The following is a 15,940-nucleotide window of genomic DNA, read 5'->3' on the forward strand; positions in this document are numbered from 1 at the left end:
CTATGATTGTTCTCGGCGTCGACCCGGGGCTCACCCGATGCGGCGTTGGCGTCATTGAAGCCGGTGCATCGCGCCGGCTTTCCTTTGTTCATGTGGACGTCGTGCGATCAGACCCCGAACAGAGCCAGGATCTGCGCCTGCTGGCCATCTACCAGGGGCTGACGGCCGCCCTGGACCGTTTCAGCCCCGATGTGGTATCCATCGAGAGGGTCTTCGCCCAGTCAAATCACAACACCGTGCTGGGCACGGCCCAGGCAGCCGGGCTTGCCATGCTGGGAGCGGCGCAGCGGGGCATTCCCGTGGCCCTGCACACACCCACCGAAGCCAAGATGGCCGTGACTGGCAACGGGCAGGCTGACAAGATTCAGGTGCAGCGAATGGTGGCCCGCATCCTCGGGCTCAACCAACTGCCCAAACCCGCCGATGCAGCAGATGCTCTGGCCCAGGCCATCTGCCACGCCTTAAGGCCCGCCGGTGCCATCCAGGGCGGGGAACGCGAGGAACATCTGACCCAGGCCCAGCGTCAGTGGGCCCAAGCCTCTGCCAAGTACGGCAGGCACCGGGGAGTCCAGCGAGACATGTAAGCTGATTCGAACAGACGTTCGATTTCATCGAGGGGTGATCAAGTGCTGGCAATGCTGACTGGGCGGGTGGCCGCCATCGAAACGGGCTCTGCTGTCATCGATGTTTCGGGAGTGGGTTTCGAGGTGCGTATGCCCCAGTCGGACTTGGCCTCCATGCGGGCCGAATCCACAGTCACCGTCTACACAGTCCTGTCCCTGACCCAGGATGCGCTGACCCTCTACGGGTTTCTCAGCCGCACATCCAAATCCCTCTTCGCCCAGCTGCAGAAGGTCAGCGGCATCGGACCTCGAGTGGCCCTGTCCATTCTCTCTACCCTGAACTCGGACCAGCTGGCCCAGGCCGTAGCCGACGGCGATGCTGCGGTCCTGTCCCGGGCACCGGGTCTAGGCAAGAAAGGCGCTCAGAAAATCATCCTCGAACTCTCCGGCAAGCTGGATCTGGATGCTGGCAAAGGACGACAGGGCCCCGCGCAGGCGGACGACGGCGCCCACCAGGTGGTTGAGGGACTGATTTCCCTGGGCTGGCTGCAGCGCGATGCCGAACAGGCCGTGGAGCAGACCTGCAAAGAGGGCGACTACACCCTGCCCCTGCAGTCGGCCGACATTCCCAAGGTGCTCAAGCAGGCTCTGACCCGGTTGGACAGGGGGCGCTGACCCATGGCTGACAAGCAGATGACCACGGGTTACATCGATTCCCAGAATGGCGACGCCCAGGAGGAATCCCTGCGGATGGTCTCGGCCAGGCCCATCGAGGGCGAACCGGTCAGCGACGAGGAGCTGAGACCGGAAAACCTGGACGGATTCATCGGCCAGCCCAGGCTCAAGGCCCAGCTGGGGCTCTTCCTGGAGGCTGCCAAAAAACGTGACGTGGCACCCGATCACATCCTCCTGGCGGGCCCTCCTGGCCTGGGCAAGACCACCCTGGCCATGATTGTTGCCCACGAACTGGATGTGCCCATCCGTGTCACCTCGGGCCCAGCCGTCCAGCATGCCGGCGACCTGGCCTCCATCCTGAGCTCCCTGGAGGCCGGCGAGGTGCTCTTCATCGACGAGATACACCGCCTGCCCAGGGCCGCCGAGGAGCTGCTCTACATCGCCATGGAGGACTTCCGGGTGGATGTCATGGTGGGCAAGGGCCCCGGGGCCTCCTCCATTCCGCTGACCCTGCCCAGGTTCACGGTCATCGGCGCCACCACCCGCGAGGGCATGCTGCCATCGCCCCTACGCGCCCGTTTTGGCTTCACCGCACACCTGGACTTCTACCCGCAGGAGGAGCTGGAGAAGCTGGTCGAGCGTTCAGCCAAGGTCTTGGGTATCCTCCTGCAGGATGACGCCGCTCATCAGCTGGCCCTGCGCTCCCGTGGCACGCCCAGGATTGCCAACCGCTTGCTGCGCCGTGTACGCGACTGGGCCATAGTCCACGATCTTCCCCAGGTTGGTCCTGATGACGTCAAGCAGGCCCTGGCCCTCTACCAGATTGACTCCGAAGGGCTGGACCGCCTGGATCTGGCCGTTCTCAAGGCCATCGTCAACAGTTTCGACGGCGGTCCCGTGGGCCTGAACAACCTGGCCGCCATGGTAGGCGAGGAGGCCGAAACCGTCGAGACGGTCTGTGAGCCATACCTGGTGCGCGAGGGCTTCCTGGTACGCACACCCAAAGGGCGTGTAGCCACCTCCAAGGCCTGGGAGCACCTGGGCCGCAAACCACCTGAGGATGTCATGAAGCTGTTCTAGACTGGGGTCTTCGCAGCAATGCAAATCGCCGTTTGATATCCGAAGAAACAAGGAGTGGAAACAACCATGGGATCCATGATTTTCATGATCGTCATCATCGCCCTGATGATCGCCATGATGTGGGGAAGCTCCCGCAAGAGCAAGCAGCAGCAGGCCGCCGTCCAGGACTTCCGTGAGTCTCTGCAGCCTGGTGACGAGGTCGCCACCACCACCGGTCTTCTGGGTAAGGTCGTCTCCGTGGACCTGGAGAAGGAGCAGGTAGTCATCGACTCCGAGGGTTCCCAGTCCCGCTGGCGCATCCAGGCCATCACCAGGCCGCCGATCGTCCCCGCCTATGTCCACGACGACGAGGTTGACGAAAACGGCAACCCCCTGCCCGAGCAGGTCGAAGGCCAATCCGAGGACGCGGATGCCCCAGCCGAGGTCACGGCCGCTGAAGACGACGACAATGCCGGCGACAATGCCGATGGTGAAGAAACCGCTGCCGACGATACTGCCACGCAGAACTTTGCCGCTTCCGAGGACAAGAGTGAGGCCGAATCCCAGTCGGAGCCTGAAAACGAATCAGACAAGGCCAAGACTGCGGAGAAGTCCGAAGACGCTGCCGACGCGGATGCATCCAAGGATTCCGACGAATCCAAAGAGTCCGAGGCTTCGGATTCGACTTCCGCCAAGTCCTGAACCTTATACGCGCGCCACACCTTCCGCCAGGTTGACTCTGAACGGAAACGCGGCGCGCGTATGATGGCCCCGGCAACCACTTCCTAGGAGCAAGACAGAAAGAAGATCATGGCTCAATCGGACGATATCAAGGTTGGAGAACTTAAGCAGGTGGGCGATGACGACGCCGCTTATTTGATCTCATTGATCCGTACCATTCCGGACTTTCCCAAGAAGGGGATCCTTTTCAGGGACTTCATCCCGGCCATGTCGGATCCCAGGGGATTGGCCATCATCCTAGACGCCATGAAGCGCACCCTGCCCGTGAAGCCAGAGGACTTCGACCTGGTCGCCGGCCTTGAGGCACGCGGCTTTCTGATAGGCCCACAGCTGGCCAGCGACCTGGGCAAGGGCTTCCTGCCCATGCGCAAGGCAGGCAAGCTCCCTGACCCCACCTACAGCCAGGAATATGCCCTTGAATACGGCAACGCCCGCATCGAAATCGAGCAGGGCTGTCTGCAACCAGGCCAGCGAGTCCTGATAGTTGACGACCTGATCGCCACCGGAGGATCCGCCCAGGCAGCTGCACGTCTGGTGGAGCAGGCCGGAGGCCAGGTGGCCGGTTTCAGCTTCGTCATGGAGCTCAATGGGCTGGATGGCCGCAAGGCCTTGGGGGCCTACCCGGTCACCTGCCTGATGAACATGCCCGCCTGAGCACGATTGGGGGACCATCACCATGGATTTGTACGAATACCAGGCCAGGCAGCTGCTCGCTGAACATGGCATCTCCCAACCCAGGGCCGTCTATGCCTCAACCGCAGAAGAGGCCGGCCAGGCAGCAGACGTCATCGGTTATCCCTGTATGATCAAGGGCCAGGCCACCATCGGTCACAGGGGACAGGCGGGAGCCGTCAAACGAGCCGAGAATCATGATCAGGCCGTAGCCTTGGCCGAGGCCATTCTGCCCATGAACATCGACGGCCATCCGGTCAGCGGTATTCTGGTCACCGAGGCCCGCAACATCCTGCACGAATACTACCTGTCCATTTCAGTGGACCGCACCTCACGGGACTATGACGTTTTGGCCACGGCCAGCGGCGGCACCGAGGTCGAGACCATCGCCCGAGAACACCCCGAATCGGTCCGGCGCCTGCACATCGGCCCCCTGGAGGATTTCGACAGGCAGGCAGCCCGTACCATGGCCGAGCGCATCGGCTTCTACCACGCAGACCTGGAGCAGGCCGCGCAGATTCTTCTAGGCATGTGGCACACCTTCCAGGACAGCGATGCAACCCTGGTCGAAATCAACCCCCTGGCCAAGGTGGGTGATCCGGACGACGAGGCCACCAAGCACCTGGATGCCCTTGATGCCAAGATCTCCCTGGACGGGAACGCGGCCTTCCGGCACGACGGCTGGAAGCGGTTCGCGGACCCGGCTCAGTTGGACCCGCTGGAAGCCAAGGCCAAGGCCTCGGGCCTGCATTACGTTCACTTGGACGGCCAGGTGGGCGTCATCGGCAACGGCGCAGGACTGGTCATGAGCTCCTTGGATGCGGTCGCCGGGTCGGGACGACGACAGGGCGTGCCCGTGGGACCGGCCAACTTCCTGGACATCGGCGGCGGAGCCTCGCCCGAGGTCATGCGCACCAGTCTGGACGTGGTCCTTTCTGACCCCAAGGTCCGTTCGGTCATGGTCAATGTCTATGGAGGCATCACCTCCTGCCAGCAGGTGGCCCAGGGCATCCTGGCCGCCGTGAACGCTGCGGGAGAGCAAGACCAGAACGACGACCGGCCCATCGTGGTCCGCTTCGACGGCAATGAGGCCGCCGAAGGGCTGGACCTGCTGGCCAAGGCCCAACAGCCTCGGCTCAGGGTGGCCCGGACCATGGAGGAGGCGGCAGACCAGGCTGTGGCCCTGGCCGCTCGAGTGGGAAAGGAGACGGGCAGATGACCCTCTTCATTGAAGACGGCGCCCCCGTCATGGTCCAGGGCATGACCGGTCACCAGGGCATGGTCCACACGGCCCGCATGATGGCGGCAGGCACCAATATCCTGGCTGGTGTCAACGCCCGCAAGGCCGGAATGACGGTCGACTTCGCCGGTCCAGACGATCAGACCCATCATGTGCCCGTATACGCCGATTGCGCAGCCGCCCATCAGGCAACCGGAGCCCGGACCTCCGTGGTCTTCGTTCCACCCAGGTTCGCCAAGGATGCCATGGTCGAGGCCATCGAGGCCGGCATCACCCTGATCGTGGTCATCACCGAGGGCATTCCAGTGGCCGATACTGCATACTGCGTGGCCTTGGCCAGGGAACACGGCTGCCGCATCGTCGGCCCCAACTGCCCGGGACTGATGACCATGTCCGACCGGCCAAACGGCGTCGGCGTGGACCTTGGTATCATCCCGCAGGGTATCGCCGGTCGAGGCCCGCTTGGACTGGTTTCCAAGTCCGGCACCCTGACCTATCAGCTCATGGGGGAGTTGTCCTCCATCGGTTTCACCGCCTGCCTGGGCATCGGCGGCGACCCCATCGTGGGCACCACCATGCTGGAGGCTCTGCAGGCCTTCAACCGCGATCCTGACACCAAGGCCTGCGTCATGATCGGAGAAATCGGCGGTTCGGCCGAACAGGAGGCCGCCCACTGGGCCTCCACCCACATGACCAAACCCATCGTGGCCTACATCGCCGGCTTCACCGCTCCGGAGGGCAAGCAGATGGGCCACGCCGGAGCCATCATCTCGGGTGGCAAGGGTACGGCCGCCGACAAGAAAGAAGTGCTTGAGTCCGTCGGTATCAAGGTGGGCACCACACCCGGAGAAACCGCCCGGCTGACCCGTGACCTGTTGCGGGAGCATGCCATCATATGACCGACATGGTGAAGGCATGGCTCAGAGGGGCTCTTGAGGCCTTCCTGGCCATGCTTATCTACACCATCACCCTCGGCGCCTGCATGGCACTGCTCCTGCTCATCATCTCCATTGAGGAGGGCGGGCCCTCCCTGTCCATGGCCACCGTTGCCCTGACAGAAACCATCACCCTGCTCACCCAGGGTTGCGGGTTCAGAGCTGGAGCTCTGACCTTGACCATCATTCCCTTGCTGCTGACGGTTCTGCTGATCTGGGTGATCCGCGCACTAGTCGGTCGACTGGGCATGTCCTTCGGTGGCTGCATTGCCGGCCTGGTCGTCTGGATGCTGTGCAACCTCATCCTCATGCAGGGCAGCCAGACCATCCAGGTCGACAGCACCCCGGTCATTCTTCTGCGGACCAGCCTGGTCTTCCTGCTGGGTTACGGCTGGGCCTGGGTCCGCTCTGAACCATTCCGACAGGCTTTTGCCAAGCGGATCAAAGAGGCCTTGCCAGTCCAGGTCCGCAGAACCATCCGGCTTGGGCTCACTGCCGGTTTAATCCTCCTGGCTGCTATGCTGGTCGCTGGTCTGATCGCCCTTATCGTCTGGATCGCCCTCTATCACACAGATGTGGGACGCCTGTTCAAACTGACACGTATGGGCACTTCCTCGGCCGTGACGACCAGTCTGGCTTCCCTGGCCTGGCTGCCCAACCTGATCATCTGGGCTGTCTCCTGGCTCTTCGGAAATGGTTTCAACATCGGCAGTCTGGCGACCTTCACCCTCTGGTCAGGCCACGCCTCCAGTCTGCCCTCGCTGCCCCTCTTTGGGCTTTTCCCAGAGCCGGTTTCCCGGCAGGAGGTTCGTCTGATCCTGCTCAACCTGCCCCTGCTGGCCGGCCTGGTTGTCGGCATTCTGTTGCTGACCGGACCATGGGGTGTCAGAATTCATGCTGCCGTGCGCCAAGCAGGGCTGAAGTCCCGAGATACTGCAGTCTGCTTCCTGATGGCAACCTTGGCCATGGCCCTGGCCTGGCTGGTCACCTTGCTCGGCCTTGCCCTGCTTTTTCAGCTCTCCAACGGGGCCCTGGGCCGTCAGCGACTGGCCGGGGTGGGCGTGCCCATAGCCTCCTCCCTGCGCATGATCGGGACCTCCCTGGGGGTCAGTCTGCTGGGAGTATGGCTGCTGGCACTCATCATCGCTGCCCTGATCGTCATCAAGGACGCCCTGATCGTCTACCTGCGTCAGTCAGGCGACAAAAAGACTTCCGCCAAGGCGGAAAACGAGGAAAAACACAACCAATCACGCGGTCAGGAGGGAAAGGAGCTCAAGGCAACCGACCGAGCAGACACACCACGACAGGTCTCGTCCACCCGCAGACCGGGAAAGTAGGTCCGAAGGTGGCGGGGCGCCTCGGCATTCAAGCATAGGAGTAGGAGTTTCCATGGTCACCACGAATCGAACCATCAACCGAGCGCTGGTCTCGGTCTACCACAAGCAGGGGCTTGAGGCCCTGGCATCGGCTTTCCGCCAGGCAGGCACCGAGGTCGTCTCCACCGGCAGCACCGCAAAAAAGCTGCAGGATCTGGGCGTCCAGGTCACCCCGGTGGAAAAGGTCACCGGTTTTCCCGAGAGTCTAGACGGCCGGGTCAAAACCCTGGATCCGCACATCCACGCAGGACTGCTGGCTGACATGACCAACCCTGACCATGTCCAGCAACTCAAAGACCTGGGCATAGCCCCATTCGACCTGGTGGTGGTCAACCTTTACCCCTTCGAGCAGACCGTCCTTGAGGGCGCCGACTCGGACCAGTGCCTGGAGCGCATCGACATCGGCGGTCCCGCCATGATCCGCGCCGCCGCCAAAAACCATGCCAGCGTGGCTGTGATCACCGACCCGGACGACTATGCCCTGGCCGCCGAACGTATAGCTTCCGGCACCGGTTTCAGCCTGGCCGAGCGTGGACGTCTGGCTGCAAAAGCCTTCGCCCTGACCGCCTCCTACGACGCGGCCATAGCCGAGTGGACAGCGCGCACATGGGTCGACGACAAGCAGAACAAGGCCAATGATCAGGGCCCAGCTCAGGCGTTGACTCGCACCTGGCGCCTGGCCAGCCAGTTGCGCTACGGGGAGAACCCCCACCAGAAGGCCGCCCTCTACCTGGACCCGCTGGACCGGGACGGGTTCGCCGCAGCAGAGCACCTGGGCGGCGCCAAAGAAATGAGCTACAACAACTACGTGGATGCGGATGCAGCCTGGCGCTCGGTCTGGGACTTCCCTGACCTGCCCGCAGTGGCCGTTGTCAAGCACTCCAACCCCTGTGGTCTGGCCGTGGGGGAGGACATCGCCCAGGCCCACCGCCGCGCCCACGCCTGCGACCCCATGAGCGCCTATGGCGGGGTCATCGCCGCCAACCGCACGGTCACCCTGACCATGGCCCAGCAGATCAAGCCGGTCTTCACCGAGGTGATTGTGGCACCGGGCTATGAGCCCGAGGCCCTGGACCTGCTGCGGACCAAGAAGAACCTGCGCATCCTGTCTGTGGAACGCCGCCCGCGTCTGCGCCCGGTCATCCGTCCCATCGACGGGGGAGCACTGGTGCAGACGCCCGACCTGATCGATGCCCCGGGGGACAATCCCTCCACCTGGCGTCTGGTCTCCGGCAGCCCTGCCGACCAGGCGACCATGGATGACCTGACCTTCGCCTGGCGGGCCATCCGCTCGGTCAAGTCCAACGCCGTGCTCCTGGCCAACCAGGGAGCCACCGTGGGCATCGGCATGGGCCAGGTCAACAGGGTTGACTCCAGCCACCTGGCCGTGGAGCGGGCCAACACCCTGGACGAGGGCCGTAACCGCGCCAAGGGTTCGGTGGCCGCATCCGACGCCTTCTTCCCCTTCGCAGACGGTCTGGAATATCTGATCCAAGCCGGAATCAGAGCCGTGGTGCAGCCTGGAGGATCGATCCGTGATCCCGAGGTGATCAAGGCCGCCCAGGACGCTGATCTGACCATGTATCTGACCGGGACTCGCCACTTCTTCCACTGATGAAACCGGACCCCGCGGCCGAATGTCGCCCTGCGACAAAATCATTGACCGCGGGGTCCAATGCGGTGCTATGCTGAATGAACTGACCAGCGAAGATGCTGACTGGTTATCAATCATTCGAAGGAGAAATTGTGACCTATCAGACTGTCAATCCCTTTAACAACCAACTGATCAAGACCTATCCGGATGCCACCGACGAGGATCTGGAGAATGCCCTGGCCCGTGGCCATGACCTCTACAAGACCTGGCGCAAGCAAGAAGGGCCCGGAGACCGTCCCGCGCAACTGCGCCAGGTCGCCAAGCTCTTCCGTCAGAACGAGGACGCCCTGGCAGCCAACCTGACCCTGGACATGGGCAAGCTGGTCGGCGAGGCCCACGCCGAGGTGGAGCTGTGCGCAGACATCGCCGACTACTTCGCCGACCACGCCGAGGAGCTGCTGGCTCCCGTCCCTCTGGACAACCCCGCTGGCAAGGCCTACTACATCAAGCAAGCCACCGGCATCGTGTTCATGGTCGAGCCTTGGAACTTCCCCTACTACCAGATCATGCGTGTATTCGCCCCCAACTTCATTCTGGGCAACCCAATGATCCTCAAGCACGCCTCCAACGTGCCAGGCTCGGCTGTGGCCTTCGAGGAGACGGTGACCGAGGCAGGAGCCCCCGAGGGGAGCCTGACCAACCTCTTTGTCAACTATGACCAGGTGGACCGTGCCATCGCCGATCCCCGCGTCTCAGGCGTAGCCCTGACCGGGTCGGAGCGCGGCGGTGCTTCCGTGGCCAAGTCGGCTGGAGCCAACCTGAAGAAGTCCTCCATGGAGCTGGGCGGCAACGACGTCTTCATCGTCCTGGATGACGCTGACTGGGATCTGCTCAAGAAGGTGGCCCCGAGTGCCAGGCTGATGAACGCAGGCCAGGTCTGCACCTCCTCCAAGCGCTTCATCGTCACGGAGAACCGTTACGACGACTTCGTCTCGCTAATCGTCGACGCCTTCTCGCACGCGGTTCTGGGCGATCCCAGCAACCCCGAAACCACGCTGGCACCCATGTGCATGGTCTCCGCCCGCGACAACCTGGCCAAGCAGGTCGAAAAGGCTGTGGCCGGTGGAGCCAAGGTCGCCTACGGCAACAAGCCCTACGATTCGCCGGGGGCCTTCTTCACCCCGACGGTTCTGACGGGCATCGACCACAACAACCCCGTCTACAACCAGGAGATGTTCGGCCCCGTGGCCTCCATCTACAAGGTGGCCAATGAGGATGAGGCCATTGAACTGGCCAACGACTCCAGCTATGGCCTGGGTGGTGTGGTCTTCTCCTCGGATACCGACCATGCGGATGCCCTGGCCCGCCGTATCGAGACCGGCATGACCTTCATCAACGGCAGCTGGGTGACCATGCCTGAGCTGCCCTTCGGTGGCGTCAAGAACTCCGGCTATGGCCGCGAGCTCTACAGCCTGGGCTTCGACACCTTCGCCAACGAGCATCTGATCTTCCAGCACAAGAACTGATTCACCTGCTCCCACTCCTTGTTGAAACAGCGACCGTGCCATCATCGTCCGAGGGCGATGGCGGCACGGTCGCTTTGTATCAAGAGCGCTGGTAGGCTCGAACCGGCAAAGCAAGTGCAGCAGCAAATGGAGGTCGTCGGGAATGCAGGAATTGGGAAGCATGACAGACGCAGATGAGGCCGAGAATCCGGACCCCAAGCCCCCGCAGTCGCCCAGGGCGGCAGATTGCCATCCCTTCGTCTCGGAGGCTCAGGAGGGTCGTCCTATCTGCGAGGGCATCATCTTCCTGGTAGTGCTGATCGCCGCGCTTGTTGCCTTCCTCGGATACACCTGGGCCGCGACTGGACTGGTGTCCGTCGCGGCCCTGGTTTGCGGCACTCTGCGTCTGACGCTCAAGGATCGCAGCCCTTGGAAGGTGCGGTCAGTGCCTTTCGATGTCTTCATCAGCATCGGCCTGGGCATCGGCCTTCTGGTAACCTACTTCAGCATTCAGCTGCTGCTGTGACCCCTCTCAGGTTTTTCGATCCTCGGTGGTTCAGTCTTCAGTGGGCTTGTTTTTGTGTTCCTCGTCACCGTCTTCTGTTTCGGATGCAGTGTGAAGGGGCTCGACCTGCAGATCGGGAATGGTTCCTGCCTCGGCAGGGGTGACATCATCCTGGGTGGCATCGGCATTCTTGCCTGGATCTGCATCCTGTCCAGCATCGACATCGGAAAGAACCGACACATCGACAGTCTGAGCCGTGGTGTCTGCAGGAGCGTTTTGAACTGGAGCAGGAGATGTCTGGGTCGATTGATCCTGAGCCTGGACACCTGTGGGAGCATAGGCATAAGTCTGGATACCGGTGACAAAAGCATCAGCTTGTGCTTCCGGCTGGGCATCTGTGGCGGCACCCATGGCGCGCATGGCCATGTTGTCGGTGATGATGCTGGTCACGATGATGACCAGGGCGACCAGAGAGGCAGCCAGCAGGGGGCAGATCCAGAAGAGCCAGAGCTGTGAGATCGGGCTGACGGCCATGTGCTTGGACTGGGCGAAGATTGCGATGCCGGTGGAGCGAGCCGGGTTCAGTCCCGCGCAGGTGATGGGATAGGTGACCAGGACGCCGACGCCGTAGGCCAGCCCGGTATAGAGAGCATGGTTGCGGCGGGCGCGGCCATCGGAGCGAAGGGTGGTGATGCCCGCAGCCACCACAATCATGCAGCCGATCAGCTCAACCACGATGGCCATGGGCGCCCCGAAGGCGATATGCTGCTGACCCAGGGTGGCCGCAGCGGGCGAGCCGCCGGAAAAACCGTTGACCGAGAACATGAGCCAGGTCCTGTCCGGCACGGACTTGCTGACCGGCACAAGGGCAACGGCGAGTGCACCGGCGCCGATAGCGCCGATCACCTGGGCGACGATGTAGATCAGCCCATCCACCATGCCGATCTGCGAGGTGAACATGGCGGCCACGGTCACAGCAGGGTTGAAGTGTCCGCCGGAGACGCCGCCCAGCATGGCCGTCACGACCAGGTAGGTCAGGGCGGTTCCCAGGACCGGCAGCACCACGCTGGGCTGGCCCATGACCAGCTGGCCGAAGCTGTAGGACAGGTAGATGACCGCGCAGATCAGAAAGGTGCCCGCCAGCTCGGCGGCGGCACGAATCCAACGAACATCACGGGGCCTGATCCGCCTGCGGACGGGCTTTGCGGCAACCTGCGCGTCGGCCTGTTCGAGGACCGGCTCAGCACTTGCTTCCATAGTCATGTTCCCCACCTTGCAATCCCTTCGACAACAATGAACAATAACAGTTTCCAGCTTAGAGCAAGCCAACAACACTTCCCTAGGCTCCGATATAGTATGATATGACCTTTCGGCGGCTGCAGTCGTCCAGAACGGTATCCGTTACATAACTATCAGGCCACGTTGGGAGAACGATGCCACATCCATACACACAGGCGATCAGAGCGCGCGAACAGGGGGAGGAGGGCATCCGCCTCCAGAAGGTGCTGGCCCAGGCCGGATTCGGCTCTCGTCGCAAATGCGAGCAGATCATCACCCAGGGCAGGGTCGAGGTCGACGGCGAGCTGGTCACCACGCTTGGCAGCCGGGTGGACCCGTCCCGCCAGCAGATCCGGGTGGATGGATCCCGCATCCATCTGAACGACAAGCATGTCACCCTTGCCCTGAACAAGCCGCGCAAGGTCCTTTCGACCATGGACGACCCTAAGGGCCGGTTCACCCTGCGCGACATCATCGGAGACCGCTACGAGCGGGTCTTCCACATGGGCAGGCTGGACTATGACTCAGAGGGCCTGATCCTCATGACCGACGACGGGGAGCTGGCCCAGCACGTCATGCATCCGCGTTACGAGGTGGAGAAGACCTATATCGCTACACTCAGCGGCCACATTGGCGGCAACGTCTGCCGGAGGTTGGTCACCCAGGGTGTGGAGCTGGATGACGGCCTGATCCGTCTGGATCATTGCGCCATCATCGACCACAACCGCGAGCACACCATCGTCAAGGTGGTCCTGCATTCGGGCAAGAACCGGATAGTCCGGCGCATCTTCGGCGCCATCGGCTACCCGGTGACCCGGCTGGTGCGCACCCAGATCGGCCCCATCCGACTGGGCGAGATTCGTCCTGGCTCCTATCGGGTGCTCTCTGCAGCTGAGATCAAGGCTCTGGATAAGGAGGTCGGACTGTGATCACCGTCGCCATCGATGGCCCTGCGGGAGTGGGCAAGTCCTCCACCTCGCGGGCCCTGGCCAAGCATTTCGGCCTGGCTTACCTGGATACGGGCGCCATGTACCGGGCGGTCGCCCTATGGTGCATGGACCGCGGGCTGGACCTGGACGCGGACCAGCCCGACCAGGAGGCGATCACCGAGGCCGTGGCCGAATCCATCACCGGTGGCCACCTGGTCATGGGACTGGACCCCGAACATCCCACTGTCAGCCTGGACGGTCGTGACGTGGATGAAGAGATACGCTCTACCAGGGTCTCCGAGCATGTCTCCGTAGTCTCTTCGATTCCGGCTGTGCGCCATGTCCTCATAGCCGCCCAGCGGGCCATCATGGCTGACCAGGATCGTGGCGTGGTGGCCGAGGGACGGGACATCACCACCGTGGTGGCCCCGGATGCCCAGGTCCGTGTACTCCTGACAGCCCGTGAAGAGGTCCGCCAGGCCCGTCGCAGCGGCCAGGCCCAGGCTGGATCAGCAGGCGCCGAGGATTTGGCTGCCCGGGATGCCCGGGACTCCAAGGTCACCTCTTTCATGAGCGCCGCGGACGGGGTGACCACCGTGGACAACTCCGATCTGACCTTCGAGCAAACGCTACAGGTTCTGATCGATATGGTCTCATCGGCCATGGAGGAGGACTCCTACGACGAGTACGCCCGGAACCTGGACGACTATGAGCTGGACGAGGAGGACCGTGCTCTGCTGGAGGGCGGCTCCGAGAACCAGGATGACCAGGACCATGGCCCCAAGGCCGTGGGCGTGCTGGCCGTGGTGGGAAGGCCCAACGTGGGCAAGTCCACCCTGGTCAACAGGATTCTCGGCCGCCGTGCTGCCGTAGTCGAAGACACCCCTGGCGTGACCCGGGATCGTGTCAGCTACGAGGCCGAGTGGGCCGGCACCCAATTCAAGCTGGTGGACACCGGTGGATGGGAGAGCGATGTGGAGGGCATCGAATCCGCCATCGCCTCCCAGGCACAAGTCGCCGTATCCCTGGCAGATGCCGTCATTCTGGTCGTGGATGGCCAGGTTGGGCTGACCGCCAGCGACGAGCGGATCGTCACCATGCTGCGGGCCGCCGGCAAGCCGGTCGTCCTGGCTGTCAACAAGCTGGATGACCGTATGGCCGACTACACCGCCTCCGAATTCTGGAAGCTGGGTCTGGGCGAACCCTATGCCATCTCCGCCATGCACGGCCGGGGGATAGGTGACCTGCTGGACGCCGCGCTGGAACAGCTCGGCAAGGCCGAGAAGACCTCGGGATTCCTCACCCCGGAGGGGCTGCGCCGGGTGGCTCTTGTCGGCCGGCCCAACGTGGGTAAGTCCTCCCTGCTCAACCAGCTGGCCCACGAGGAGCGGGCCGTGGTCCACGATGTGGCCGGCACCACCCGCGACCCGGTCGACGAGGTGGTCCAGGTGGACGGCGAGGACTGGCTCTTCATCGACACCGCCGGCATCAAGCGCCGCCTACACAAGATCTCGGGTGCCGAATACTACTCCAGCCTGCGCACCCAGGCGGCCATCGAACGCTCGGAACTGGCGTTGATCCTCTTCGATGCCTCCCAGCCCATCGCCGATCAGGACTTGAAGGTCATGAGCCAGGCTGTGGATGCTGGTCGGGCCATCGTCCTGGTATTCAACAAGTGGGATCTGCTGGACGACTTCGGCCGTCAGCGTCTTGAGCGGCTCTGGCAGACCGAATTCGACCGGGTCACCTGGGCCGAGCGGGTCAACCTTTCCGCCAAGACCGGCTGGCACACCAACCGGCTGGCCAAGGCCATGCGCACCGCTCTGGAATCATGGGACAAGCGCATACCGACCGGCAAGCTCAACTCCTTCCTGGGCAAGGTTCAGGCTGCACACCCGCATCCACTGCGGGGCGGCAAGCAGCCGAGGATCCTCTTCGCCACCCAAGCCTCCACCAGGCCGCCGCGTTTCGTGATCTTCGCCACCGGCTTCCTGGAACACGGCTACCGCCGATATCTGGAACGCTGCCTGCGCGAGGAGTTCGGCTTCGAGGGCACCCCCATCCAGATCTCCGTGCATATCCGCGAGAAAAAGAAGCGCAAATAAGATGGTAGAAGGTCCCTAGCCCGGCTCTTAAGTCAGCCTAGGGACCTTTCCATACCCCTGCAGATTGGGCGCAGCACATCGATCATCTCACTCCAATAGCCTCGCAATGCAAACTTGGCTGACAGTATTTGTGTCTGTCCCCCAGTTCGGGTTTTATTGATTAACCTTTGGGTCACTTAAACAAGATCTCTTAACTATTACTACCGATATTAATTCGGAGTCTGCACATTGAGTAAGGAGTAAATATGATATTTAAGAAAATTGCACACTTAACTCAGGCAAATGCAGACCAGATCGCTAGAAAATGGCACTATGGTGGCCAATACAGCTTTTATGATATGGAAAATGATCTAGAGGATCTTGAAGAGATAATCACTCCGAAGTTGCGTGGAGATAAGTATTACCAGGTTGTGGATGATCAAGATGAACTGGTTGGTTATTTTTGCTTGGAAAGGCTATCAGAGGAAAAAGTAGAAGTTGGTTTAGGATTGAGACCGGATTTGACTGGACACGGGTTGGGATTAAATTTCGTCAAAGGAATCGAAGAATTCATACAGAATAATTTTAATTATAGAATTATTGTTCTTTCAGTAGCCAGCTTCAATAAACGTGCAATTAAAGTTTATCAGGGCGCAGGATTTAAAATAACGGGTTCTAAAATGCAAAAATCGAACGATGGCGTATATGAATTCCTTAATTTAAGCAAGACTATGGATCGGTAATAGGACGTACGAACTTCCCTGAGATCTAAACAGACTAAATG

General features: G+C 61.9%; 15 protein-coding genes. 14 read left to right on the top strand and 1 reads right to left on the bottom strand.

The genetic code is table 11. The features are described 5' to 3' along the window. Positions 1 to 2 precede the first annotated feature (2 nt). From ruvC to ACUIAF_RS02225, 11 genes are all read left to right on the top strand, one after another. Positions 3 to 584 carry a crossover junction endodeoxyribonuclease RuvC gene (ruvC, locus tag ACUIAF_RS02175; protein WP_015021817.1) on the top strand — a complete coding sequence of 194 codons (582 nt, stop codon included), beginning with the start codon at positions 3 to 5 and terminating at the stop codon, positions 582 to 584. 42 nt (positions 585 to 626) lie between these two features. Next, positions 627 to 1,238 carry a Holliday junction branch migration protein RuvA gene (ruvA, locus tag ACUIAF_RS02180; protein ID WP_445338889.1) on the top strand — a complete coding sequence of 204 codons (612 nt, stop codon included), beginning with the start codon at positions 627 to 629 and terminating at the stop codon, positions 1,236 to 1,238. Between the two features lie 3 nt (positions 1,239 to 1,241). Beyond that, positions 1,242 to 2,318, top strand: a complete 1,077-nt coding sequence (gene ruvB / locus ACUIAF_RS02185; RefSeq protein ID WP_232347218.1) for a Holliday junction branch migration DNA helicase RuvB — start codon at positions 1,242 to 1,244, stop codon at positions 2,316 to 2,318. Positions 2,319 to 2,384: 66 nt separating this feature from the next. After that, complete coding sequence (locus tag ACUIAF_RS02190; protein WP_445338890.1) at positions 2,385 to 2,999, top strand: preprotein translocase subunit YajC; 615 nt, start codon at positions 2,385 to 2,387, stop codon at positions 2,997 to 2,999. A gap of 108 nt (positions 3,000 to 3,107) precedes the next feature. Then, the gene (locus tag ACUIAF_RS02195; protein WP_015021813.1) at positions 3,108 to 3,692 is read left to right on the top strand and encodes an adenine phosphoribosyltransferase; all 585 of its coding nucleotides are present in this window, start codon (positions 3,108 to 3,110) and stop codon (positions 3,690 to 3,692) included. Positions 3,693 to 3,714: 22 nt separating this feature from the next. Beyond that, the gene (gene sucC, locus ACUIAF_RS02200) at positions 3,715 to 4,929 is read left to right on the top strand and encodes an ADP-forming succinate--CoA ligase subunit beta (protein WP_445338891.1); all 1,215 of its coding nucleotides are present in this window, start codon (positions 3,715 to 3,717) and stop codon (positions 4,927 to 4,929) included. Further along, positions 4,926 to 5,849 (top strand): succinate--CoA ligase subunit alpha, encoded by a 924-nt coding sequence (sucD, locus tag ACUIAF_RS02205; protein ID WP_445338892.1) that lies wholly within the window; start codon positions 4,926 to 4,928, stop codon positions 5,847 to 5,849. The genes sucC and sucD overlap by 4 nt, the downstream gene beginning before the upstream one ends. Then, entirely contained in the window at positions 5,846 to 7,222 is a 1,377-nt protein-coding gene (locus tag ACUIAF_RS02210; protein WP_445338893.1) for a cell division protein PerM, read from the top strand. The genes sucD and ACUIAF_RS02210 overlap by 4 nt, the downstream gene beginning before the upstream one ends. Before the next feature lie 52 nt (positions 7,223 to 7,274). After that, positions 7,275 to 8,876, top strand: coding sequence for a bifunctional phosphoribosylaminoimidazolecarboxamide formyltransferase/IMP cyclohydrolase (purH, locus tag ACUIAF_RS02215; RefSeq protein WP_445338894.1), 1,602 nt, complete (start codon positions 7,275 to 7,277; stop codon positions 8,874 to 8,876). Between the two features lie 131 nt (positions 8,877 to 9,007). Beyond that, on the top strand, positions 9,008 to 10,381 hold the full coding sequence (locus ACUIAF_RS02220; RefSeq protein WP_445338895.1) for an NAD-dependent succinate-semialdehyde dehydrogenase: 1,374 nt from the start codon (positions 9,008 to 9,010) through the stop codon (positions 10,379 to 10,381). Between the two features lie 160 nt (positions 10,382 to 10,541). Next, positions 10,542 to 10,886 carry a DUF3017 domain-containing protein gene (locus ACUIAF_RS02225; RefSeq protein WP_033511149.1) on the top strand — a complete coding sequence of 115 codons (345 nt, stop codon included), beginning with the start codon at positions 10,542 to 10,544 and terminating at the stop codon, positions 10,884 to 10,886. Between the two features lie 30 nt (positions 10,887 to 10,916). On the opposite strand, the gene ACUIAF_RS02230 is transcribed toward ACUIAF_RS02225, so the two are convergent. Then, a complete protein-coding gene (locus tag ACUIAF_RS02230) occupies positions 10,917 to 12,128 on the bottom strand; it encodes an aquaporin (protein WP_445338896.1) in 1,212 nt (403 codons plus the stop codon). A gap of 170 nt (positions 12,129 to 12,298) precedes the next feature. Between ACUIAF_RS02230 and ACUIAF_RS02235 the strand changes: the two genes are divergently transcribed. From ACUIAF_RS02235 to ACUIAF_RS02245, 3 genes are all read left to right on the top strand, one after another. Further along, positions 12,299 to 13,072: a pseudouridine synthase gene (locus ACUIAF_RS02235; RefSeq protein WP_015021805.1), complete on the top strand. Its 774-nt coding sequence runs from the start codon at positions 12,299 to 12,301 to the stop codon at positions 13,070 to 13,072. Next, entirely contained in the window at positions 13,069 to 15,177 is a 2,109-nt protein-coding gene (der, locus tag ACUIAF_RS02240; RefSeq protein WP_445338897.1) for a bifunctional cytidylate kinase/GTPase Der, read from the top strand. Before ACUIAF_RS02235 ends, der begins: the two co-directional genes overlap by 4 nt. A gap of 245 nt (positions 15,178 to 15,422) precedes the next feature. Beyond that, positions 15,423 to 15,899, top strand: coding sequence for a GNAT family N-acetyltransferase (locus tag ACUIAF_RS02245; RefSeq protein ID WP_445338898.1), 477 nt, complete (start codon positions 15,423 to 15,425; stop codon positions 15,897 to 15,899). The last annotated feature ends 41 nt before the right edge of the window (positions 15,900 to 15,940 follow it).

The sequence above is a fragment of the Bifidobacterium sp. ESL0822 genome (assembly GCF_052606675.1).